Source organism: Ligilactobacillus animalis KCTC 3501 = DSM 20602 (genome assembly GCF_001434535.1).
Taxonomy (GTDB): Bacteria; Bacillota; Bacilli; order Lactobacillales; family Lactobacillaceae; genus Ligilactobacillus; species Ligilactobacillus animalis.
Window position 1 is genome coordinate 61,106 of sequence record NZ_AYYW01000014.1, and the last position, 22,363, is coordinate 83,468.

The window sequence follows — 22,363 nt, forward strand, 5'->3', positions numbered from 1 at the left end:
TCGATATATGTGGAAAATTATTTTGAGACGTGTTTTGCTGATGATCCCAGAATTAGTCTTGCTGAGTATCGTGATTTTTTTGATCGCAAAATTAATGCCTGGAGATCCATTTACGGGGATGATCACACCGCAGACTTCACCCGCCCAGATCGAAGCTTTGCGTGTTAAAGCTGGGGTCTATGATCCGTGGTATCTGCAATACTGGCACTGGATCGTTCGGATGGTCCATGGGGATCTAGGGATGAGTTATCAGTTTAAGACACCCGTTGGAAGTCTGATCTTATCGCGGATGGGCAATACGATCTGGTTACATTTATTGACTTTGATCTTGAGTTATTCATTAGCTATTCCATTGGGGTTGATCGCAGGGCGGTATGAGAATTCGAGATTGGATAAGGGGATCATGATCTACACCTTTGTTGCATATGCGATCCCGTCCTTTGTCTTTTACCTGTTAGGGGTTTGGTTATTTGGGTATAAATTACGCTGGTTTCCGACTTCTGGTTCCGTCTCAGTCGATGTTACCGGAACGCTAGGTTATATTTTGAGTCGTTTGGATCATATGATCTTACCGGCTTGCTTGATGGCCGTTCTTAGTGTGACCGCGGTCGTGCAATATTTGCGGAGTGAGGTGATCGACAATAAGAATCAAGATTATGTCAAGACAGCTCGGGCCAAAGGTGTACCAGAAAAGACGATCTTCACCCATCATATCTTTAGAAATTCATTATTGCCGATCGCTGCTTTCTTAGGATATTCGATCACAGGTCTGCTGGGAGGCTCGATCTTTATCGAACAGATCTTTAACTATCCAGGCATGGGGCTATTATTTATGAACTCGATCTTAAACCGCGATTATTCAGTGATCACCGCCTTAGTCCTGTTATATGGCACGATGACTTTGATCGGCTCGTTATTGTCGGATATCATTTTGAGTTTGGTCGATCCACGGGTCCGGATCGAATAATGGGGGAAGGATTATGAAAAAGAATACGTCTAATTTCTCAATGATCGTGCGCGAATTTAAACAGGACAAGGGAGCAACATTTTTCTTGTTTTTACTGTTAGCACTGATTTTTTTTATTTATATTTATGCAGCTTTTTTGAATACTAAGCAAGTAATGCATGTGGACATCATAAACAGCTACGGCCACCCCGGAAAAGGTGGGCATTTGTTGGGGACCGACCAAGGTGGACGTGATGTTTTGAAGTATTTAGTGTTGGGGGCACGTAATTCATTAGATATTGGTTTAGCGGTCACATTGATCGTTGAAGTGATCGGGATCGTTTTTGGCTTGGTCGCAGGTTATTACGGTGGGCTCGTCGATAATATCATGATGCGCTTTTTGGATTTTATGATGCTGTTACCGATGCTGATGTTAGTTATCGTGATCGTGTCGATCATTCCAAATTATAGTATGTTGGACTTTATTTTAGTCGTTTCGGCTTTTTTATGGGTCGGTACGGCAAGGTTGATCCGCTCTAAGACGCTAGCTGAAGCGCATAAAGAATATGTTTATGCGGCTGTGACTTCAGGGAGTAGTGCTTGGAAGATCATGTTGACCGATATTTTGCCAAATATCAGTTCACTTATCATTGTTGATCTGATCTTGAGCTTGACATCAAATATCGGGATCGAAGTTGGTTTAAGTTTCTTAGGGTTTGGTTTGCCGGAATCAGTGCCAAGTTTAGGTTTGATGATCGGATTAGCTCAAGATCCGGATGTCATGATCGGGGCGCCTTGGGTCTGGATGCCGGCATCGTTGTTGATATTGTTGTTGTGTGTGGGCATTAGTTATGTTGGAAATGTTATTCGACGTGCGTTTGATGCACGTCAGCGCTTAGGATAAGCGAGGAGGAATTTAAAATGGGGAGAAGACATTTATTCACGCAAACAGTAGCTTTATTAACAGTTTTAGCTGGAACACTAGCTGTTCCGACCAGTACTGTCTTAGCCAAAGATGTCACGTTGAAACAAACGCATGTTAATCATAAAAAGGAACTAAAAGGTGGCACGCTAAAAGTCGGCTATCCTTCAAATACGAACTTTAAAGGCATCTTTATCCAAGAATTGGGGACCGATTCTGAAACAAATAGGTTGGCAGAATTAGGCCAATCGGGATTGTTCAGAAAAGATAAAAATGGTAAGTATGTCAAAGGCGGGTTAGCCGATGTTTCATTTGACCGCGGTAGTAAAATAGCTTTGATCACGATTGGACCGAAAACTCGCTGGTCTGATGGCAAGCCAGTGACAGCCCGAGATATGGCATTTGTCTATGAGATCATCGCTAATAAAGATAGTACATCTGAATACTACAGTGACGCTCTTGAGACGATCATGGGGATGAAGGAATATCACGAAGGTAAAGCTGATAAGATCTCGGGTCTGCAGATCAAAGATAGCAAGCACCTTTTGATCCACTATAAGAAGATGACACCAGCGATGGAGTATGTTGATTCAGGTTATCTGTACAATGATGCTCAACCCTATCACTACTTAAAAGATGTGCCGATGTCTAAGATGGCACAAAGTGATAAGGTACGCAAACACCCATTGTTCTTTGGACCATATACGATCAAAAAAGTCGTTCAAGGTGAAGCGATCGAGTGGGTCCCAAATAAATATTACGGTGGTAAGAAGCCTAAGTTAGACAAAGTGGTCGAAGAAGTTGTACCAGTAGCACAGATCGCAGAAGCTATGCGTTCGCATAAGTATGATGTCATCTTGCATGAATCACGGGCTACTTATGCTAAGACGAGCAAGGTCGATCAATATGTGACACTAGGGACGATGGCATATGGCTTGCAATACATGGGCTTTCGTGTCGGGGATAAGGGTGCGAATGGTACAAGCGTGTTAGACAAAAAGCTAGTTACGAATAACCGCTCTTTACGTCTTGCTTTGGCTTATGCGATGAATACGCAACAGATCGTCAAAGAATATGGTGCTGGTCTGCAAAAATGGGCCAATTCAATGGTCTCGCCAGCTTATGGTGCATATCATGACAATAAGATCAAGCCGTATTATCAAAATTTGAAGAAAGCTGATCAATTGCTTGATCGAGCTGGTTTCAAACGAGGAAAAGATGGTTATCGGACTCAGCCAAATGGTAAAGAATTGACATTACATTTGTTAGATCAAGCAAGTGGACGTGGAAATGATGAGATCCGAGCTAATTATATGCAACTTTGGAAAAAGATCGGGGTCAGAGTTGAGTTAGTAAATGATCGTCCTTTGGAATTTAATACATATGAAGATCTGCTTCATAGTAATTCACATAAGTTTGATATTTGGTTTGGTAACTGGTCATTGGGTCAAGAGCCATCAACTGCAGCGACTGCAGCTTACAGTCCAAAGTCTTCGTTCAACCACGGGCATTTTGTAACTAAAGAAAACACAAAACTATTGAAGTCGTTGAATTCAGAAAAAGCATTTAACCCTAAATATCGGATCGAGCAGATGCACAAGTGGCAAGAATATATGCGCAAAGAAGCTTATGTCGTTCCACTTTCATATAGTTATGATCTGACAGCAGTAGGTAAAAATGTCAAAGGAATGACGGTCGATGATAGTACGCAATTGACAGTGTGGGACAATGTTTGTTTAACAAAATAAAGGGGAGTATAAATTGAAAAATAAAAAATTTTTGCAGCGCTTGGCTGTAGTAACGGCAGTAAGTTTAATGACTGTTTCTAGTGTACAGCCTTTAACAGCTAAAGCAGTTAGTTTCCCAGATGAATATGTGAATCATAAAAAAGCTCTCAAGAATGCGACCTTGCGTGTAGGGTATGCCAGCGATGAGCCGTTTAAAGGTATCTTCATCGATGAACTGGACAGTGACGGGAAAACAAGTGTTATGGCTGCACCTGGTTCCGCTAGTTTATTTGGCTATGATAACGATGGTAAGTATGTTGCTGGAGGCTTTGGCAATGTTAAGTTTGATCGAAAAAACAATACTGCTTTGATCTCGATCACTAAGAAAGCCCGCTGGTCAGATGGTGAGCCAGTGACCTCCCGTGATGCAGCCTATGCTTACGAGATCCAAGCTAATAAAGATAGTAATTCTCCTTATTACAATGAGATGTTAGAAAATATCGAGGGTGTGAAGGAATATCACGAAGGTAAAGCTGATAAGATCACAGGTTTGGAAGAAAAGGATAGTAAACATTTATTGATCCATTTTAAAGAATTAACACCAGCGGCTGAATATGCTGGCTCTGGCTATGTAGCGAATGTGGCCTATCCGTATCATTACCTAAAAGATGTTCCATTCGATAAATTAGTTTCAAGCGATAAGGTCAGAAAACACCCATTGTTTTTCGGACCATATGCAATAAAGAAAATTGTTCAAGGTGAATCGATCGAATGGGTCCCAAATAAGTATTACGGTGGTCCTAAACCTAAATTAGCTAAGATCATAACCGAGATCGTACCCCTTTCTCAAGCTGCAACAGCTATGAAATCAGGGAAGTATGATGTTCTTTTAAATACATCAAGTGCAACATACAACAAGATAAAAGATGATAAGAAATTGGTAACTTTGGGGAGTTTAGGAACGGGGATCACCTATCTTGGCTTTAAAGTGGGTCATGCCGATAAAGATGGAAAAAGTGTGATGGATAAATCTTTACCGATAAGTAATCGTGCACTTCGTCAAGCTATGGCTTATGCAATGAATGTAGAGGCCGTAACTAAAAAGTTTGGTCATGGAGTGACAAAACATGCTAATACGCTGATCTCGCCAAATTATGGTACGTATCATGATAAAAGTGTCAAAGCGTATAACTTTAATTTAAAGAAGGCAAATGAACTGTTAGGCAAGGCTGGATTTAAGCGAGGTAAAGACGGGTACAGAACACAACCTAATGGTAAAAAATTGGTGTTGACCATGTTAGACCAAAAGGGAAGCGAGAGTAATGTGGCAGCTCGAGCTAACTATATCCAACTATGGAAAAAGGTAGGACTAAATGTCAAATTATATAGTGGTAAAGCGCTTGAGTATAACAACTATTTAGATGTGTTATCAAGCAATAAGAAACACAATTTTGACCTTTGGATCAGTGTTTGGAGTTTGCCACCGGAACCAACTAGCTATCCAAGTTACATTTCGGCGCCAACATCAGAATTAAACTACGGTCATTTTACATCTAAGGAAAATGATAAATTGGTTGCTCAGATGAATTCACAAAAAGCATTCAATACCAAATATCGGATCCAACAAATGCATAAATGGCAACAATATATGCAAAAAGAAGCGTATGTTGTTCCGTTATATTACCAATATGATCTAGAAACAGTTGGTAAGAATGTGAAAAATATTTCAGCTGATGCCACGGATGTTAAATATAATCTCTGGGATCAAGTAGCATTGACTAAATAAAGCGGGGCTGTGTTTCGTGTTTCACGTGGAACAAATATGCTAAAATTTGGGTAAAACGATTGGAATGAGAAACATGAAAATAATTATTTCACCCGCTAAAAAGATGCAAGATGCTACGAGTGACTTTGAAGTTCAAAGCCGACCTCAGTATATGTCAAAGACACAAGAACTTTTTGAGTGGCTACAACAATTGTCCTATCCACAACTAAAAGAGATCTGGCACTGTAGCGATAAGTTAGCACAGTTGAACTATCAACGTTTAAAGGATTCAAAGCTCGACCAAAATCTAACGCCAGCTTTGTTTTCTTATGTGGGCTTACAGTATAGTTCGATGGCACCAGACTTATTAGAAGTGGAAGCTGTAGAATATCTAGCGCAAAATTTGCGGATCCTTTCGGGATTGTATGGGATCTTAGCACCATTTGATGGCATTATTCAATATCGCCTGGAGATGGGGTCTAAATTGCTGGATTCACAGTATCGTGATCTGTATAACTTTTGGGGCGCTGATCTATACACGGCACTTTATGAGACTAAAGAGCCAGTGATCAATTTAGCTTCCAAAGAGTATGCAAAAGCGATCGAACGTTATTTGACGCCAGCGGATATCTTTATCACTGTTGAATTCAAAGAATTTGACCAAAAGCGCCAAAAATATGTTCAAAAAGCTACACATGCGAAACAAGCACGGGGACAATTTGTACGTTACTTAGCACAACATCAAGTAAAAACTTTAGAACAACTCAAAGGCTTTGATGAACTGGGGTATCATTTTGCAGCCGAAGTATCAACTGAAAAGGAGTACGTATTTTTAAAAGAATGATCAAAAGATAAAAAGGGGATAAACAGATGGAGAAAAAGTGGGCAGTAAAAAGTGTTTTAGCGCTGGCGACAACATTATTGATGTCAGGGACGGTCGTTAATAGTGTTCAAGCGGCTAAGTTTCCAATTGAATACGACAATCACAAAAAGCCAGTTAAAGGTGGGACCTTACGCGTTGGTGTTTCTGAGAATGGGGTATTCAAAGGTGTATTTGCTGATGTTTTACGCTCGGATGCTCCTACAAGTGAGGTAGCGCAATTTGGCGAAATTAGTTTGTTCAGAGTAAACGATGATTACACGTATGCCAAAGGTGGTTTGGCTAATGTTTCTATCGATTATGGTAAAAAGGAAGCAACAGTTAAGTTGAAGAAAAATGCAGGTTGGTCTGATGGGCAACCTTTGGAAGCTAAGGATCTTGAATATACCTATGAAGTTGCAGCTAATCGTGCTACCGGTTCAGCTGATTATAATGGACAGTTGCAAACTATTGAAGGTATTAAAGAATATCATGATGGTAAAGCCGACAAGATCTCTGGTCTAGAAATCAAAGATAAAAAGACTTTGGTGATTCATTTTAAGGAATTGGAGCCCGAGATCAAATTCCTGCATGCAGGGTACATTCTTTCGACAGCAATGCCATACCACTATCTAAAAGATGTTCCGTTTGATAAATTAGCTTCAAGTGATAAGTTACAAGAGCATCCGCTATTTTATGGGCCATTTAAGATCAAAAATATGGTTCGGGGTGAATCGATCGAATGGGTCCCTAATAAATATTACGGGGGTAAAAAGCCTAATGTAAGTAAGGTAGATGTTGAAATGGTCTCTCCATCTAAGTCTGCTGCAGCAATGCGAGCTAATAAGTTTGACGTCTTACTATATGAAAATGGCAGTACCTATAATAAAGTGCGAAAATTATCGCAATATGTTGTTTTAGGCGAAAAAGCAAAGTATTATTCCTATCTCGGTTTTAAGGTCGGACGTGTCAACGATAAAGGTGAAAGTGTGATGGATCGTAAGACACCAGTTCAAAATCGAGCTTTACGCCAAGCAATGGGCTATGCGCTTAACACCGATCAATTTGATAAGAAGTTTAGCTACGGTCTTGCTTATCGGGCTAATACGATCGTTCCGGACGTATTTGGAAAATACAATAATCATAAAGCAAAAGGTTATCCATTAGATCTAAAAAAAGCTAATAAATTATTGGACAAAGCTGGTTTCCGTATGCAAAAGGACGGTTATCGGACTTTACCAAATGGGAAAAAATTCACATTGAAGTTGTTAGCGCCAATGGGATCAGGTCCAATGAACGACCGAACAGCTATCGATGTGTATTTTGAACAATGGAAAAAAATTGGGGTCAAAGTTGAATTAAAGGATAATCGTCTCCAAGAATTTAATTCGTATGTTGAACAATTGACTAAAGATGGCAAAGGCTGGGATGTTTGGCTAAGTGCTTGGTCTGTAACTAATGCCCCAACGACTGGTGTTGCTGGTAGCTATATGCCTAATGACCCATATAACTTAGGACATTTTGTCACGAAAGAAAATACAGAGTTGATCAAATCATTGAGCTCTAAAGCAGCATTTAACGAAAAATATCAGCTTAAACAATTCCATAAGTGGCAAGATTACATGAATAAGGAAGCTTATATCGTTCCAATGAATTTCCGCTACAATACTTTTGTTTTCTCGAAAAAGTTAGCCAATGTTTCGTTGGATGATAAAAAAAGTTACAATTTATGGGAGAATATTGCTTTCACTAAATAATAGAAAATAGCGTAAGTTATCGAAATAAAAAAGTCCCTAGGGAAAAATTTTTTCCTAGGGACTTTTTTAGTGCCAAAATAATAAAACAAGTGGTGGGATCAATAAACTTGGTAAGAGATTCAAAACGCTGATCTTGGTAAGCTTGAGAATGTTTAAGCCTGCGACAAAGATCAAGATCCCACCAACGATCGAAACTTCGGCCATGAGTGCAGGGGAGATAGCTGAGGCAAAAAAGAGAGCACAGAGATATAGACTTCCTTGCCAGATAAGCAACACGACCCCACATAAAGCGATCACCCAGCCGTATGCTGAAGCTAAGATGATCGAGGTGATCCCATCTAATAATCCATTTGTCAAAAGATATGTATAGTTATGATTTAAAGCAGCCTCAAAAGGCCCGAGGATCGAAAGGGAGCCGACGCAAAACAATAAGATCCCCGTTGAAAGTCCACTACTAGCGCGACTTCCTCCCAAGTGAGTGGTGAGTTGCTCAAAACGGTCTTCGAGTTTGAGTGCTTGTCCGATAACGCCACCGGTAACAAGGCTGACAATGAACAATACGGGTAGCTGGCTTTTTTGCATATTAGTCAAAGTACTGTTGAGTCCGATCATTAAGGCGCAAAGCCCTAAAGCTTGCATGACGATCTGATGATAACTGTCACCGAGCCCTTTTTTAAAGATCGAACCGACTGCGCTACCTAAAAAAATCATACCAACATTAAAAAATGTACCCCACATGGGAAGAAACCTCATTTCACAAAAAAAGACTAAGCAAAGCCATGACTTTGCTTAGTCAACTATAGCAAAATTTTAGTGGAATTGCATACCGCCATCAACGATCAAGGTTTGACCAGTGACATAATCGGAATCTGGCCCAGCCAAAAATGAAACAGCAGCTGCTACATCTTCTGGTTCGGAGAGTTTTTCTAATGCAATATCTTTAGCGAAAGTTTGCATGCCCCATTCATCATCTTTGCCAGCATTTTGGCCGACACGGTGGGCAATATCGTACATCATTGGGGTTTTTACGATCCCAGGGGCAAAAGCAGTTACCGTGATCCCTTCTTTAGCAAGGTCACGTGCAGCTACTTGGGTGATCCCGCGAACGGCAAATTTGGTTCCACTGTATAACAAGAGATTGGGGTTACCTACGACACCAGCTTGAGAGGTGGCGTTGATGATCTTACCAACGATTTCTTTACCAACGCGTTTTTTCTTTCTAAACTGTTCAACTGCGGCTTGGATACCCCAAATAACACCAGCAACGTTGATGTGGTATACTTGATCAAATTGTTCAGGTGTGATCGTTTCGATCGGAGTGATCGGACCCACGCCAGCGTTATTAACGATCACATCAAACCCGCCAAATGCATTGTATGTTTTTTGCACAGCTTGGAAGACACTATCCTTATCGGCAACGTCAACTTCGATCGCAACTGCGCTTTTACCAGCAGTCGTTAGATCAAAGGCTGTTTGTTTAGCCGCTTCTAAATTGCGATCGGCAACGGCTACAGCAAAGCCATCATCAGCTAAACGGCGGGCGATCGATTGTCCAATTCCTTGGGCACCCCCGGTGATCAATGCTACTTTTGTCATAAAAAAACCCCTCATAAATTAAAACCAACTTTAACTTCTAACTAAGTATACCATTTTTTGTTGATTAAGAAAATGGTTACAACAGCAAGAAACTTGAAATATACTAAAAAAAAGCTATAGTTAAGTAATTAAGACTGACATTTCAGGGGGTAGAATTGATGCGGATAAAATTTGATGAAAAGATGCTTGTGGCCCAAGACCTTTCAGCGATCGGGAATCTCTCATTGGCAGTGGCGATCCCGATCTTACAAGTACAAAAGATCCCGTTAGCTATCTTGCCTACGAGCCTATTATCGACCCAAAGTGAAGGCTTTGGCACCCCAGCAGTCAGTGATTGCTACTCCTTTGTCAAAGAGACTTTTGCACATTGGCAAGCACAAAATGTTAAGATCACGGCAGCATTGGTCGGTTATATCGATAATTTGGCTACTGGCGAAGCACTATACCAATATTTAAAACAGGCCGAGTTAGATCTAGTTGTAATCGACCCAGTTTTTGCTGATGAGGGGAAATTCTACCCTAATTTAGATGAACGGCATTTAGCTTTGCAAAAAAAGTTATTGCAAGTAGCTGATTTTGCGACTCCAAATTTGACTGAAGCAAAATTTTTAACAGGCCAAATGCAAAACGATCCTGATCTAGCCAAATTAGCCCACGAGGTAGAACGGCTTTTACGTCCAGGAGGTCGGGCGGTCATCACTGGAGTTGAGTTGGATGGACAAAAGGGATGTATTTGGCTGGAGGATGGCCAGTTAAAAACCTGTGTCTTACCGAAAGTAACAGGCCACTTCTATGGGAGTGGTGATGTTTTTGCGGCGCTCTTAGCCTCATTTTTACGGCAAAAAGTTCCGTTTGAACAGGCGATAAAGCAAGCCACGGGGTTGACGCAACAAGCTTTGATCCAGACTGCTGACCAAAATGTTGATCGTAGTTATGGGATCTATCTGGGCGAGTTATTGCCACAATTAGCGAAGGGGATATCACATGAAGACTAGACAAATCGTGACATTAGCTTTGATAACGGCTTTAAATGTAGCTGTGGCACGCATCTTTTTGATCCCGGTAGCATTTACGCATGGAAATATCAATTTATGTGATGCGGGGATCGTTCTTGCTGGGCTTGTCTTTGGCGTGCGCAGTGGTGCTCTAGTTGGGGGCCTGAGTGGCTTTTTGCTCGATCTATTCAGCGGTTATCCGCAGTACATGCTCTTTTCGTTGGTGATCCATGGCACACAAGGAGCACTTGTTGGCGCCGCTCGATCTAAGTCCTTAAAAGAGCAAATACTGGTCTGTGGCGGAGCGATCGGTGTTTTAGTTGGGGGATATTTTATCGCCGATAGTTTGCTGTATGGCTGGAGTGCTGGGGTCTTAGGCATAGCAACTAATTTAGTACAAGGGATAGTTGGAACGGGGCTTGGTTTGGTCTTGGCCCGAAGAGCACCTAAGATAAGAGCGTGGAAGTGGTAATTTGTTCGGTTTTTCTGATATGATGAAAGAAAAACTGGAGGGATTTTTATGCACGAATTAAGTGGGTGGCTACTGTTGATTTTTGCATCAATAGCAGCTAGTATTTTAGCGCAGTTTTTTCCAAAGATCTCGGAAAATTATGTCAGTATGGCCGTTGGCGCGATAATTGCTAGCATCCCCTTTTTCAACGATATGATCCCCGAGTTTGAGCCTGAGGTCTTTATGATCACGATCATTGCGCCATTGCTGTTCTTTGAAGGGCAGGCAATGAATCTCAATCGTGTGGGGCACAAACTCAAAACAATCTTGGGGATCGTAGTCGTTTTAGTAGTCATAAGTACAATCGTAACGGGGTTTGCACTCTCATATATCACGGGGATCGGTTTGTCGCTAGCATTAGTGATGGCAGCGATCAGTACCCCAACTGATGCGACGGCGACAGAATCTGTTTCGGAAGGACTACAGCTTCCTAAGAGTGAAAAAAATATGTTAAAGATGGAAGCTTTGTTCAATGATGCTTCTGGGATCATCTTATTGAATGCGACGGTGCTGTTCTTATTGCGCGGAGAGATCGATTATGGGTCCACGATCATAAACTTCTTATTTGCAGCGATTGGTGGCGCACTGTTTGGTGCTATTATTGCTTTTATTGCGATCTTCTTCCGCCAAGCCTTGATCCGCTTGCCCTTTGACAATGCAGTCAATGCCCAGATCATGTTAGCCGTTGCGTTACCATTTATCATTTATGTCTTAGCTGAAGAGATCCATGTTTCCGGGATCATTGCCGTTGTATGTGCTGGCTTATTGCATAACAGTGAAGCGCAGCGGAGTCGTTTCAGTGATATGCATCAATTCTATTTGGGAAATAATATTTTTTCCTTAGTCCAAGAATTATTGAATAATGCCGTCTTTTTGATCTTAGGCTTAAACTTTGTCCGGATCATTATGGACGAAGATGTGACCTTCTCATCATGGATCTGGATCACAGCTGGGATCGTCTTGTATGCCATGAATTTGCTTGTTCGGTACCTCTACGTTTTACTGATCATGAAACGTGGTCACCATAGCGCTTTGATCTTTTCGTTAGGTGGTGTTCATGGGGCCGTTACGTTAGCGCTTGTCTTTATGGCTGCAAGTTTGGGGCTAAGTTCAAATCAATTCAACCTGGTCATCATGTCTGAATCAGTAATGATCATTTTGAGTATGTTAGTACCAAGCATCGTTTTCTGGTTTATTTTGCCAAAGGAAGAGCATGATACAGGCGAAAAGAAAAAGTATCGCCAAGAGATGGTCAATCGAGCGATCAGTGAAGTTGAACAGATGTATCTGCCAGAAAAGGTCAGGCAAAGTGTGATCTATGATCTGCGTGACCAAAATTCAGAGACCAGCTTGCGGCAATTTTGGCAACAGTGGTTCTACGTTTCACGCCGTCCAGCCTTTAACAAGGTCGAACGTTCCTTAGAGCAACAAGCCTTGTTATGGTCATTTTATATTGAACGTGAGTATTTGGCAGGATTACTGGAGGAAGGGGAAGTTGATTCGACCGACCTATATGATTTGTATAATGAAGTTGCATTAGCTGAAGCCATGGTTTTAGATCCAAAGAGTTCATTCCACTGATCAGCAGAGACCCACTGCGTATTATCGCGGTGGGTCTCTCTGTGTATTTTAGTGTATTTTTTGATAGATCAAGATACCAAGATAAAAGAGCGGAGCAAACAGCAAGAAAAGTAGGCTCATAAAAAAGCTCTTGGCTAAACTGTAAGCTAAGCCGGTGGCGCCATCATAGGATTGGGTATAAGGTGAGGTGTACTCAAAGGGATTGACCCGCACGCCACTTGAATCCCAGCGGCCACCGCAATAATGGGAAGCGACGTCTTGGTGGTGTTGATCTAAAGCCTTTTGTCGTAAAGAGACAAATTGATCATCACTGATGAACAGGCGTGGATGTCTGAGACGAAAAAATGGCAGTAATAATAAAGTGATCACGAAATAAAGCTGATAGAACTCAAAATGATATGCAAAGCTGGGGTAAAAAACGAGTGCATCAAGATACATCAAGAGCGCTACCAAAGCGAGCGCACCAAACAACAAATAACATGACCATCTAAAGCATATACTAACGATCCGCATTTAGCTCAGTCCCTTTTTAATTTTTTTATTATAATAACATCAATTTCTAATGAAATAAAATGTTTTGGGAACAAGAAAGAGCCACCACGATATTCCGTGGTGGCTCTTGTTATTGATCATTGTGTTTATTACCAAATAGCGATCCGTTTGTCGGGTGCTAGATACATCCCATCGCCTGGTCGAACGTCAAAGACTTGGTAGAAGTCGTCTAAGTTACGCGGCTGGATATTTGCCCGTAAGACATGGGGGGCATGAACATCGATCGCTAACAGGAGTTTTTCCCGTTCTGGTGCAGACTTCATCCCCCAGATCCGAGCCCAGTTGATGAAGAATTCACGCAGATCAGCATCCGGTTCACTTTTGGCGGCTTCAAGCGCACAGCTCAACCCACCTGCATCCGCAATGTTTTCGGAAACGACGAGCTTGCCGTTGACTTTTCCAGCGGGCAATTCTAAGCCGTCAAATTGTGCGATCATTTTTTCGGCTAATTTTTGGAAGTGGGCTAGATCTTCTTTAGTCCACCAATTAGCTAAGTTCCCGTGTTCGTCAAATTGAGCCCCGTTGTTATCAAACGCATGAGAGATCTCATGGGCGATAACGGCACCGATCCCGCCATAATTGGCACTTGAAGATTGTTCAAGGCTGTAAAATGGCGCTTGTAAGATCGCTGCTGGGAAGACAATGATGTTAAATGAAGGATGATAGTAAGCGTTGACCATGTGTGCGGGCATCTCCCAACGTGTGCGGTCGACCTCTTCATCGATCCGTTCAAAATGACGCTTAGTTGCGATCTTGGTGAAATTCGTCACGTTATCAACTAAGTTTAAGTCATCATTGACGATAAACTTGGAGTAAAGGGGATCGAGTTCATCGGGATAGCCGACATTGATCCCGAGTGCATCTAATTTGACGATCGCTTTTTTACGCGTTTCATCGCTTAACCATTCATTTTCTTCCAGTCGTTTCTTATAGACGGCGATCATCTTTTCGACCATGTGGTGCACATCGGCTTTAGCTTGAGCACCGAAGTATTTATGGGCATAATAGAGCCCGACTACTTGACTGTATTGGTTCGTAGCTAAGTAAAAGGCAGCTTTTTGCGGTTTCATCGCCTCTTTTGAACCAGAGAGCGCCCGGTTATAGGTGCCACCTAAAACCCGGATCTCATCGCTCAATAACCCAGTCAGATCGAGCAGTGTTTTGACAAATAACCAGCTCCGCATGCTCTCAAAGTTTTGTTCGTTGACTAATTCATTTAAGGCTGCATAGTATTTAGGTTCGCTGACGATCACTTGTTCAGGTGCTTTTCCAAGTAAAGCCGTCACGACTTTAGCGAGATCAACATGTTCGCTCAACGCTACGAAATCTTGGAAAGTGTACTTGTTGTAGGATTTGACGTAATCGGCGCGTTCAGTGCTGTCCTTTTGGAAAGGAGCCAGCTTTTTGTCGTAAGCCAAAGCTTGTTTGATCGTCTTTTGGCTAAATTCTTCATCATAACCAGCTAACTTGAAGAGTTCAGTCAGCATCTGTTCTAAGATCTGAAGCAATGTTTTCGCTTGTTCATTGCCAGGTTCATAGTAGGTCTTATCGGGTAAAAATAAAGATGGCACATCAGCATGGAGCGCGTAATGTTTAGTATCTTTCATATCCGGTGAAACATAGAATTCAAACGGTGCATCATAGCTCTCAAGGAACAGATCCGGTAAAGCATCTTGCCAAGCTTTTAGATCTTTTAAGGCTAAGATCTTATCTAGATACTTTTTAGCTGGAGCAAAGCCAGCATTGTTACGAGCTTCAAAATCAGATGCAAGGCGGTAGAATTTCACAAATTCTGCCATTTCTTTAGTCTGTGGTCGGACTTGGTCTGTCAACATCTTGCCAAAATCAGACATCAACGTTTCTTCGATATTATCGGCCAAGTCGGCAAAGCCCCCAGTAGTTGCCTTATCTGCTGGGATCACGGCGGTTTTGAGCCATTCACCATTGACGGCTTGGTAGAGATCATCTTTTAGCAAAGCTTCATTGACAGTTGTTTTTTTCCCCATCGCAAATTCCCCCTTAGGATCTTTAAAAATCGGCCGTATCAGGGTCAGTTGCAAAGCCCGCAACGCCCTGTAAGGCATCGATCTGTTGCATTTCGCTTTCGGTCAATTCAAAATCAAAGACTTCAGTATTTTCTTTGATCCGAGCCGGATGGACGGATTTTGGTAGTGGCAAATAGCCGTGTTGTAACGACCAGCGTAAGCAGATCTGAGCGACAGATTGGCCCTTTGTTTCTGCTAAAGCTTTTAGTGTTTCGTCATTAAAAATCTGACCGGTTCCAAATGGACTGTAAGCTTCCAATAAAATATCGTGCTGTTGACAGTAATCAATGGTCGGTCGATCGACGTCACCTGGGCAGATCCGGATCTGGTCGACCATCGGCTGGATCGTTTGTGTCTCAGCCAAGATCTCAAGGTGCTTTGGCTTGAAGTTTGAAACGCCGATAGCTCTGACTTTGCCAGCTTTATAGGCATCTTCTAAAGCACGCCAAGTTTCTTGGAGATGTTTTTTCCAGTCTTGGTCACGAAAGGCCTTTGGATTAGGCCAATGGATCAAAAATAAGTCCAAATAGTCGGTCTCAAGGTCGGATAAAGAACGATCAAGGGCTTGAGTAGCCAGTTCGTAAGTATGAGCCTGATTATCCAATTTGCTTGTGATAAAAAGGTCATTACGAGCGATTCCGCTTGCTTTGACGGCTTGACCGATACTTTTTTCGTTGCCGTACATTTCAGCTGTATCAATATGGGTAAACCCGGCATCCAATGCGGCTAAAACAGAATCTGTTGCTGTTTTACCGGCTGGAGTTTGCCAGGTACCAAAGCCCAAAACTGGAATCTTAACGCCATTTGCAAGTGTGTATGTGTTCATCAAACTCATAAATTCCCACCTATCCTTTATTGAATTATTGTGTACTACACGCCTCGATTATACCATAATTAAGTAAATGTCCACTTTTCGAGTGCTTACAAATCAAAGAAAATTAATCTTTTTTGAATAAAAGCATTTTCACGTCTAATATTTGTGTGAAACACAATATAAGTATGCTATACTACTAAATGAGTTGCGGACGAGTTAGTCTGCTATTTTTGTTGATCACTTTTTTGAAAAATGTAGTTTATTGCTTTATTTAGGGGGAAACGATGTGAAATTTTGGGGCAAGACAACACAAGATGCAATTAGATCTGGCTTAGAGGAATTGCATAAGACTAAAGCGCAGGTCGAAGTAAAAGTTATCAGCGAAGGAAGAAAAGGCTTTTTAGGGTTTGGCAAGAAACCAGCTGAGGTGGAACTCGTTGTTAAGGAAGAAACAACACATAAAAATGCTGGACGACCACACGCTAAAAAAGTGGCTGTTGCAAAACAAAAGGTTGAAGACTGGGAGAAATATCTGCACGAATTAGGTTACTATTTGGCAGATGTCACACAGAAGATGGGAATCAAGACAACGATAGATGTGGTGGTGGAAAAACGGGTCGTGACCTATAATTTTGAAACCGAGCAGGAAGGTAGCTTGATCGGGCGCCACGGAAAAACGCTCAATGCGTTACAGTTGTTAGCCCAGGATTTCTTGGATAGGAAGAGCAAAAGGAAGGTCCAAGTCATCTTAGATGCGGCTGATTACCGGGCGCGACGCAAAGAAACACTCCAGTTTTTAGCACGAAAAGTTGCACGGGATGCAATTCGCCAAGACCGGCGGCAACGGTTGGATCCAATGCCTTCGTTTGAAAGAAAGATCATCCACGCTGCTTTGGCTAGAAATACCGAGGTCAAAACCTATTCGAGCGGTAATGAACCGCGACGCTTCGTCGTTGTTGAGCCGGCGTATGCCAAAAATACAGGGAAGAACTAAGAGAGGATTTTGACTATGTTTGAGCATAAACCCAACCATTTGGAAGATGAATTGTGCTTTTCGATCTACACAGCACAACGCTTTTATAATCGTTTCTATACTGAAGCCTTGAAGAAGTATAACTTGACCTATGCACAATACATCACGTTATTAGTTTTATGGGAAAGTAAAGAAAAGATGATCATTCGTGATCTAGGTCTACGTTTGAAACTCGATACAGGTACATTGACACCTTTATTGAAGCGCATGGAAAAAGAAGGCTGGGTAACTCGTACGAAGACAAAGGCTGATGGACGCAAAGTTTATATCACTTTGACTGACAAAGCACTTGAATTGGAAGATCAGATCAAGGGCCGTGTCACTGGTTTCTTTGGTTCAGTCGATATGTCCAGTGACGAGTATAAAAATGCCGTCAAATTTATCCAAGACATCGCTAAGAAATTAGAAGATAACAACAAGTTGTTGGTGGAAAAAACTAAATTCTAGTAGCGTTATATCCGCTAGGCAGATATCTGCTTAGCGGATATTTTTTTGGGAAAATTCCCACAAGTTGACACTTTATCCCACTAGAGGAAAGGAAATTCCACTTTACTAGAAAGTGATGAAAACGGATACATTAAAATGGTATGCTTAGTTTGGTAAGAAAAGCTAAAGTTTTTTAGGAAAGGTAGTGAAGTTTTATGATGGAGAAGATCCAGCGCTTTGGGGGCGCAATGTTTACGCCAGTCTTGCTTTTCTCGTTTGCCGGGATCATGGTCTCGATCGCGATCGTAGCGACGAATCCAGTTTTAGTCGGTGATCTAGCTAAAGAAGGCACGATCTGGTATAACTTTTGGAAGATCGTTGAAAATGGTTCTTGGACTGTTTTTAACAACATGGAGCTCTTGTTTGTGATCGGTCTACCGATAGGGTCAAGCTAAAACGGCTAATGCGCGGGCGGTAATGGAAGCCGTAGTCACATATTTGACCTTTAATTATTTCATCAGCACAATGTTGCAATTATTTGGCTCAAGTTTTGGCGTTAATTTCAAACAAGCAGCTGGTGACGAAAGTGGATTGAAGCTGATCGCCGGGATCAAGACGTTAGATACTGGGATCATCGGTGCGATCTTTATCTCAGCGATCGTGGTCTACTTGCACAATCGCTATTTTGAAAAGAAATTACCTGATTTCTTAGGGATCTTCCAAGGATCATCTTATGTTGTTGTTTTAGGATTTTTTGCAATGTTACCGATCGCCTTATTGACCTGCTATATCTGGCCTAAGATCCAATTTGGGATCAGCTCATTACAAGCGATCTTAGCTACTTCAGGCGTAGTCGGAGTCTGGATCTACACCTTCTTAGAACGGATCTTGATCCCAACAGGCTTGCATCACTTTGTTTATACCCCATTTGTCTTTGGTCCCGCGGTCGTTGAAGGTGGGATCACACAATACTGGTTTGCTCACTTAAACGAATTCTCACGTTCGACCCAACCGCTTAAGACGCTGTTCCCAGAAGGTGGTTTTGCTCTTCATGGTAACTCTAAAGTCTTTGGGGCACCAGGGATCGCGTTAGTCTTTTACTTCACAGCGCGGCCAGAGAATCGTAAAAAAGTGCTCTCCATGTTGATCCCTGTAACCTTGACAGCCGTCTTGTCCGGGATCACTGAACCGTTAGAATTTACGTTCTTATTCCTATCACCACCATTGTTTGCAGTTCATGCTGTTTTAGCTGCAACTTTGGCAGCAACACTATACACATTTGGTGTTGTTGGTGATATGGGCGGGGGCTTGATCGATCTGTTGACGAGAAACTGGATCCCAGTCTTTTCAAATCATGCCGGTACGGTGCTCATCCATATCGTGATCGGACTATGTTTCACATTTATCTGGTTTGTTGTTTTCAAATTCTTGATCGTAAAATTCAACATTATGACACCAGGGCGCGATATCGACAAGGAAGCTGACATCAAGCTTTACTCCAAGCAAGATTACAAAGATAAAAAAGCGGGTAAAAGTGATGAAAAGGCGGCTCCAGCAAATCGTTATCGGGAACAAGCAGCGATCTATTTGGAAGCAGTCGGTGGACGTGACAATATCGAAAAAGTCAACAACTGTGCGACACGCTTACGTTTGACCGTCAAAGATCCAGCTTTGGTCGAAGATGATGCTGCCTTTAGAGCCGGTGGCGCACATGGTGTCGTGCGAAATGGCAATGCTTTACAAGTGATCGTGGGCTTAGATGTGCCCTAAGTCAGAGAACAATTTGAAGAATTAATGAACATTGGTGATTAGAGGAGGAATTTAACATGGATAAGAAGTTTTCAGTTATAATTGCTGGTGGTGGGAGTACCTTTATTCCAGGGATCGTCTTGATGTTATTGGAGAACTTAGATAAATTTCCGATCCGTCAGATCAAGTTTTATGATAATCTCGAATCGCGTCAAAAAGTGATCGCAGATGCTTGCGAGATCATTTTAAAAGAAAAGGCACCCGAGATCGATTTTGTTGCAACAACTGATCCAAAGACAGCCTTTACTGACGTAGATTTTGTCATGGCTCATATTCGTGTCGGACTATATGCGATGCGTGAAAAAGATGAAAAGATCCCACTTAAATATGGGGTCATCGGGCAAGAGACCTGTGGACCAGGGAGGATCGCTTACGGGATGCGTTCGATCGGGGGCGTCTTAGAGTTGATCGACTACATGGAACAATATTCACCAGATGCATGGATGTTGAACTATTCCAACCCAGCAGCGATTGTGGCTGAAGCAACACGCAAGTTACGGCCTAACTCTAAGATCATCAACATTTGTGACATGCCGGTCGGGATCGAAGAACGGATGGCGCATGCGATCGGGCTCAAGTCACGCAAAGAGATGGAAGTGCGCTACTACGGCTTAAATCACTTTGGCTGGTGGACTGATATCAGAGATCATGCTGGCAACGACTTGATGCCACAGATCAAAGAGCACGTAGCTAAATACGGCTATTCACTCAAAGAAGAATTAGGTGAACATGAATCACAACATACTGATCCAAGTTGGATGCACACCTTTGCTAAAGCCCGTGAAGTCTATGCAGTCGATCCAGATACCTTACCAAATACGTATCTCAAATACTATCTCTATTCACAAGATGAAGTTGAGCATGCCGATCCAGAATATACTCGGGCAAATGAAGTTATGAATGGGCGTGAAAAACACGTCTTTGGCGAATGTGAAAAGATCGCACAAGCCGGAACAGCTAAAGATACCAGTTTAGAAGTTGATGAACATGCCAGCTATATCGTGGATCTAGCACGGGCGATCGCCTACAATACGCATGAACGCATGCTGTTGATCGTGGAAAATAACGGTGCTTTGAGTAACTTTGAACCAACCGCGATGGTCGAAGTTCCATGTATCGTAGGTAAAAACGGACCTGAGCCATTAGTTCAAGGCCAGATCCCTCGTTTCCAAAAGGGCTTGATGGAACAACAAGTTGCAGTCGAAAAGCTCGTTGTTGAAGCTTGGGAAGAACACTCCTATCAAAAATTATGGCAAGCCCTCACTTTATCCAAGATCATTCCAAATGCGCGTGTCGCTAAACAGATCTTGGGTGATCTGATCGAAGTCAACCGTGATTTTTGGCCAGAACTCAAATAGTGTAATCGCTTTAGTTGATTGTGCGAAATATGCTATAATTTAGCATAGTTAAACAAAGTAGGGGGACGCACATGACACTGGAAGAATTGATCACAAAACATCAAAAGGCCTTAGGAGATCTTGATAAGACAATCTTGCGTTATGTGCTGGATAACAGACCAAAGATCCAACAGATAAGTATTACTGAATTAGCAACTGCCACATATACCTCTAAATCGACAGTTTTGCGCCTAGTCAGGAAATTAGGCTTTACTGGTTTTTCAGAATTCAAATACTTTTTAAAGACGAGCACTAAAGAGGCTAAGCCAGCTACGGAGATGTTTGCCGATCTCCAGGTCTCAGATATCATTAAGACGATCAAAGGCTTGGAACATATCGAATGGGATGATCTGACAGCCCAGCTCAAAGAGGCCCAAACGATCTATTGTTACGGCACGGGTTTTTCGCAACGGCGAATCTTAGATGAATTTGCTAAAAATCTGTTGCAACTAGGTAAACGGGCGATCACGATCCCCAATAAGACAGAGCTTGATATGGCGATGAAGATGATCACGCCGCAAGATGTAGTTTTGTTGGCCTCGCTTAGTGGAGAGACGGAAAATATCAAGGAAAACATCTTCATGTGGACGCTAAAAAATGTCCCCCTTGTAAGTATGACCCGAGCAGGCGAGAACACCTTTGCGAGTCATTCGGATTTTGCTTTGCATTACTATGTGACGCCATTTTCCGTTATCAAAGAAAAAAAGGTCGAGTCGTTAGTCACATTATCAGTCGTTGTTGATTATCTTTTTCGAAAGTTGACCGAAAAAATGAGTAAAGATAGGTGAGAAAAATGTTGAAACAAGTACTGGCAAGACCAGCTGTATACAAGAAGATCTTATTAGGCTACTGGATCGGTTCAAGTGTGATCTTATTTGGATATCTATATTTGGTCGCACTTGACCTTGGCAAAAGTCTGCCAGCGACTTTACAAGCAATGCCTAGTTTAGCTCTAGTAACGATCATTGCAGGTCTCAACTTATTGTTAGCGGCGGGTTTATGGAAGATCTCAGCCACGGATAGTCCACTATTTTTGAGTCTAGCTTTGGTACAACAACTCTTGAGTTTAAACTTTGTAGGGGCGTTACTGATCTATTTTTACCAACGTTTCAGTCAACAGAAGTTTCTCCAGAAGCCGACAAGAGATCAAGGTGCGCTGGTAATTTCCTTTACGCTGGTCATCTTACTGACACTTTTTGTTCTCTTGATCAGGATCAGATTGGAATTTGTAAACTAACACAGTGCGCAAAAATGCGCTTATTTCCTAGGAGTTGCATTCTGGAGCACGACTATGAGCACAGTACGTAAGAATTGCATAGTTACACAAAAAAGCATGCCAAAACAATTTTGGCATGCTTTTTTATATTAAAATGAGTATTGTTCGACCGGGGTTTCAAACCAGTCGTAACGTAAAAGTTGTTTGAGTTTTTTATTTACAGGGATCCAGATCCCACTCTTTAAGATGTCTTTCATTGTTTGGATGAAGAGCATGTCATGTGCCACGCTGTCAGGGCGGGCAACTTCAATGACTTCATCATCTTCAGTTTTTAAGGTGATCTTGTTTGATTTTACGTCTACAACTTGTGCAGAGACAATATCAGTCTTTTTATCCATATAGATGTTCCTTT

The 22,363-nt window shown here is 42.0% G+C and carries 20 protein-coding genes and 1 pseudogene; 15 read left to right on the forward strand and 6 right to left on the reverse strand.

Annotated features, from left to right (window positions below; all coding sequences use genetic code 11):
- The first annotated feature begins 7 nt into the window (after positions 1 to 7).
- The 6 genes from opp4B (at position 8) to FC30_RS03135 (ending at position 7,976) form a co-directional block, all read left to right on the forward strand.
- Positions 8 to 967: an oligopeptide ABC transporter permease gene (gene opp4B, locus FC30_RS03110; RefSeq protein WP_005919065.1), complete on the forward strand. Its 960-nt coding sequence runs from the start codon at positions 8 to 10 to the stop codon at positions 965 to 967.
- A 13-nt stretch (positions 968 to 980) separates the two neighbouring features.
- The gene (locus FC30_RS03115; RefSeq protein ID WP_010690004.1) at positions 981 to 1,850 is read left to right on the forward strand and encodes an ABC transporter permease; all 870 of its coding nucleotides are present in this window, start codon (positions 981 to 983) and stop codon (positions 1,848 to 1,850) included.
- Positions 1,851 to 1,867: 17 nt separating this feature from the next.
- Positions 1,868 to 3,616: an ABC transporter substrate-binding protein gene (locus FC30_RS03120; RefSeq protein WP_156400129.1), complete on the forward strand. Its 1,749-nt coding sequence runs from the start codon at positions 1,868 to 1,870 to the stop codon at positions 3,614 to 3,616.
- Positions 3,617 to 3,629: 13 nt separating this feature from the next.
- Positions 3,630 to 5,381, forward strand: a complete 1,752-nt coding sequence (locus FC30_RS03125) for an ABC transporter substrate-binding protein (protein WP_235804168.1) — start codon at positions 3,630 to 3,632, stop codon at positions 5,379 to 5,381.
- 73 nt (positions 5,382 to 5,454) lie between these two features.
- The gene (gene yaaA / locus FC30_RS03130) at positions 5,455 to 6,204 is read left to right on the forward strand and encodes a peroxide stress protein YaaA (RefSeq protein ID WP_010690000.1); all 750 of its coding nucleotides are present in this window, start codon (positions 5,455 to 5,457) and stop codon (positions 6,202 to 6,204) included.
- 26 nt (positions 6,205 to 6,230) lie between these two features.
- Entirely contained in the window at positions 6,231 to 7,976 is a 1,746-nt protein-coding gene (locus tag FC30_RS03135) for an ABC transporter substrate-binding protein (protein ID WP_010689990.1), read from the forward strand.
- Between the two features lie 66 nt (positions 7,977 to 8,042).
- On the opposite strand, the gene FC30_RS03140 is transcribed toward FC30_RS03135, so the two are convergent.
- Positions 8,043 to 8,714, reverse strand: a complete 672-nt coding sequence (locus FC30_RS03140; RefSeq protein WP_010689988.1) for a DUF554 domain-containing protein — start codon at positions 8,712 to 8,714, stop codon at positions 8,043 to 8,045.
- A gap of 72 nt (positions 8,715 to 8,786) precedes the next feature.
- Positions 8,787 to 9,572 (reverse strand): (S)-acetoin forming diacetyl reductase, encoded by a 786-nt coding sequence (locus tag FC30_RS03145; RefSeq protein WP_010689987.1) that lies wholly within the window; start codon positions 9,570 to 9,572, stop codon positions 8,787 to 8,789.
- 158 nt (positions 9,573 to 9,730) lie between these two features.
- Between FC30_RS03145 and FC30_RS03150 the strand changes: the two genes are divergently transcribed.
- From FC30_RS03150 to FC30_RS03160, 3 genes are read left to right on the forward strand one after another with little or no spacing between them, the layout of a single operon-like run.
- Positions 9,731 to 10,567, forward strand: coding sequence for a PfkB family carbohydrate kinase (locus FC30_RS03150; protein WP_010689985.1), 837 nt, complete (start codon positions 9,731 to 9,733; stop codon positions 10,565 to 10,567).
- Positions 10,557 to 11,039: an ECF transporter S component gene (locus FC30_RS03155; RefSeq protein ID WP_010689984.1), complete on the forward strand. Its 483-nt coding sequence runs from the start codon at positions 10,557 to 10,559 to the stop codon at positions 11,037 to 11,039. The genes FC30_RS03150 and FC30_RS03155 overlap by 11 nt, the downstream gene beginning before the upstream one ends.
- A gap of 48 nt (positions 11,040 to 11,087) precedes the next feature.
- Positions 11,088 to 12,659 carry a cation:proton antiporter gene (locus FC30_RS03160; protein WP_010689983.1) on the forward strand — a complete coding sequence of 524 codons (1,572 nt, stop codon included), beginning with the start codon at positions 11,088 to 11,090 and terminating at the stop codon, positions 12,657 to 12,659.
- Positions 12,660 to 12,707: 48 nt separating this feature from the next.
- On the opposite strand, the gene FC30_RS03165 is transcribed toward FC30_RS03160, so the two are convergent.
- The 3 genes from FC30_RS03165 to FC30_RS03175 form a co-directional block, all read right to left on the reverse strand.
- Positions 12,708 to 13,172 carry a hypothetical protein gene (locus tag FC30_RS03165; RefSeq protein ID WP_066024264.1) on the reverse strand — a complete coding sequence of 155 codons (465 nt, stop codon included), beginning with the start codon at positions 13,170 to 13,172 and terminating at the stop codon, positions 12,708 to 12,710.
- A 128-nt stretch (positions 13,173 to 13,300) separates the two neighbouring features.
- The gene (locus tag FC30_RS03170) at positions 13,301 to 15,217 is read right to left on the reverse strand and encodes a M13 family metallopeptidase (RefSeq protein WP_010689980.1); all 1,917 of its coding nucleotides are present in this window, start codon (positions 15,215 to 15,217) and stop codon (positions 13,301 to 13,303) included.
- A gap of 22 nt (positions 15,218 to 15,239) precedes the next feature.
- Positions 15,240 to 16,091: an aldo/keto reductase gene (locus FC30_RS03175; protein WP_010689979.1), complete on the reverse strand. Its 852-nt coding sequence runs from the start codon at positions 16,089 to 16,091 to the stop codon at positions 15,240 to 15,242.
- 265 nt (positions 16,092 to 16,356) lie between these two features.
- On the opposite strand from FC30_RS03175, the gene jag reads away from it, so the two are divergent.
- From jag to FC30_RS03205, 6 genes and pseudogenes are all read left to right on the forward strand, one after another.
- Entirely contained in the window at positions 16,357 to 17,064 is a 708-nt protein-coding gene (gene jag / locus FC30_RS03180) for an RNA-binding cell elongation regulator Jag/EloR (RefSeq protein WP_010689978.1), read from the forward strand.
- A gap of 15 nt (positions 17,065 to 17,079) precedes the next feature.
- A complete protein-coding gene (locus tag FC30_RS03185) occupies positions 17,080 to 17,550 on the forward strand; it encodes a MarR family winged helix-turn-helix transcriptional regulator (RefSeq protein WP_010689977.1) in 471 nt (156 codons plus the stop codon).
- Between the two features lie 194 nt (positions 17,551 to 17,744).
- Positions 17,745 to 19,299: pseudogene (locus tag FC30_RS03190) on the forward strand (alpha-glucoside-specific PTS transporter subunit IIBC).
- A gap of 56 nt (positions 19,300 to 19,355) precedes the next feature.
- Positions 19,356 to 20,696, forward strand: a complete 1,341-nt coding sequence (locus FC30_RS03195; RefSeq protein WP_010689973.1) for a 6-phospho-alpha-glucosidase — start codon at positions 19,356 to 19,358, stop codon at positions 20,694 to 20,696.
- A gap of 71 nt (positions 20,697 to 20,767) precedes the next feature.
- Positions 20,768 to 21,523, forward strand: coding sequence for a MurR/RpiR family transcriptional regulator (locus tag FC30_RS03200; RefSeq protein ID WP_010689971.1), 756 nt, complete (start codon positions 20,768 to 20,770; stop codon positions 21,521 to 21,523).
- 5 nt (positions 21,524 to 21,528) lie between these two features.
- Positions 21,529 to 21,972: a hypothetical protein gene (locus FC30_RS03205; protein ID WP_010689969.1), complete on the forward strand. Its 444-nt coding sequence runs from the start codon at positions 21,529 to 21,531 to the stop codon at positions 21,970 to 21,972.
- A 128-nt stretch (positions 21,973 to 22,100) separates the two neighbouring features.
- Here FC30_RS03205 and FC30_RS03210 read toward each other — a convergent pair whose 3' ends face one another.
- Entirely contained in the window at positions 22,101 to 22,349 is a 249-nt protein-coding gene (locus FC30_RS03210; protein ID WP_010689967.1) for a hypothetical protein, read from the reverse strand.
- Positions 22,350 to 22,363 lie beyond the last annotated feature (14 nt).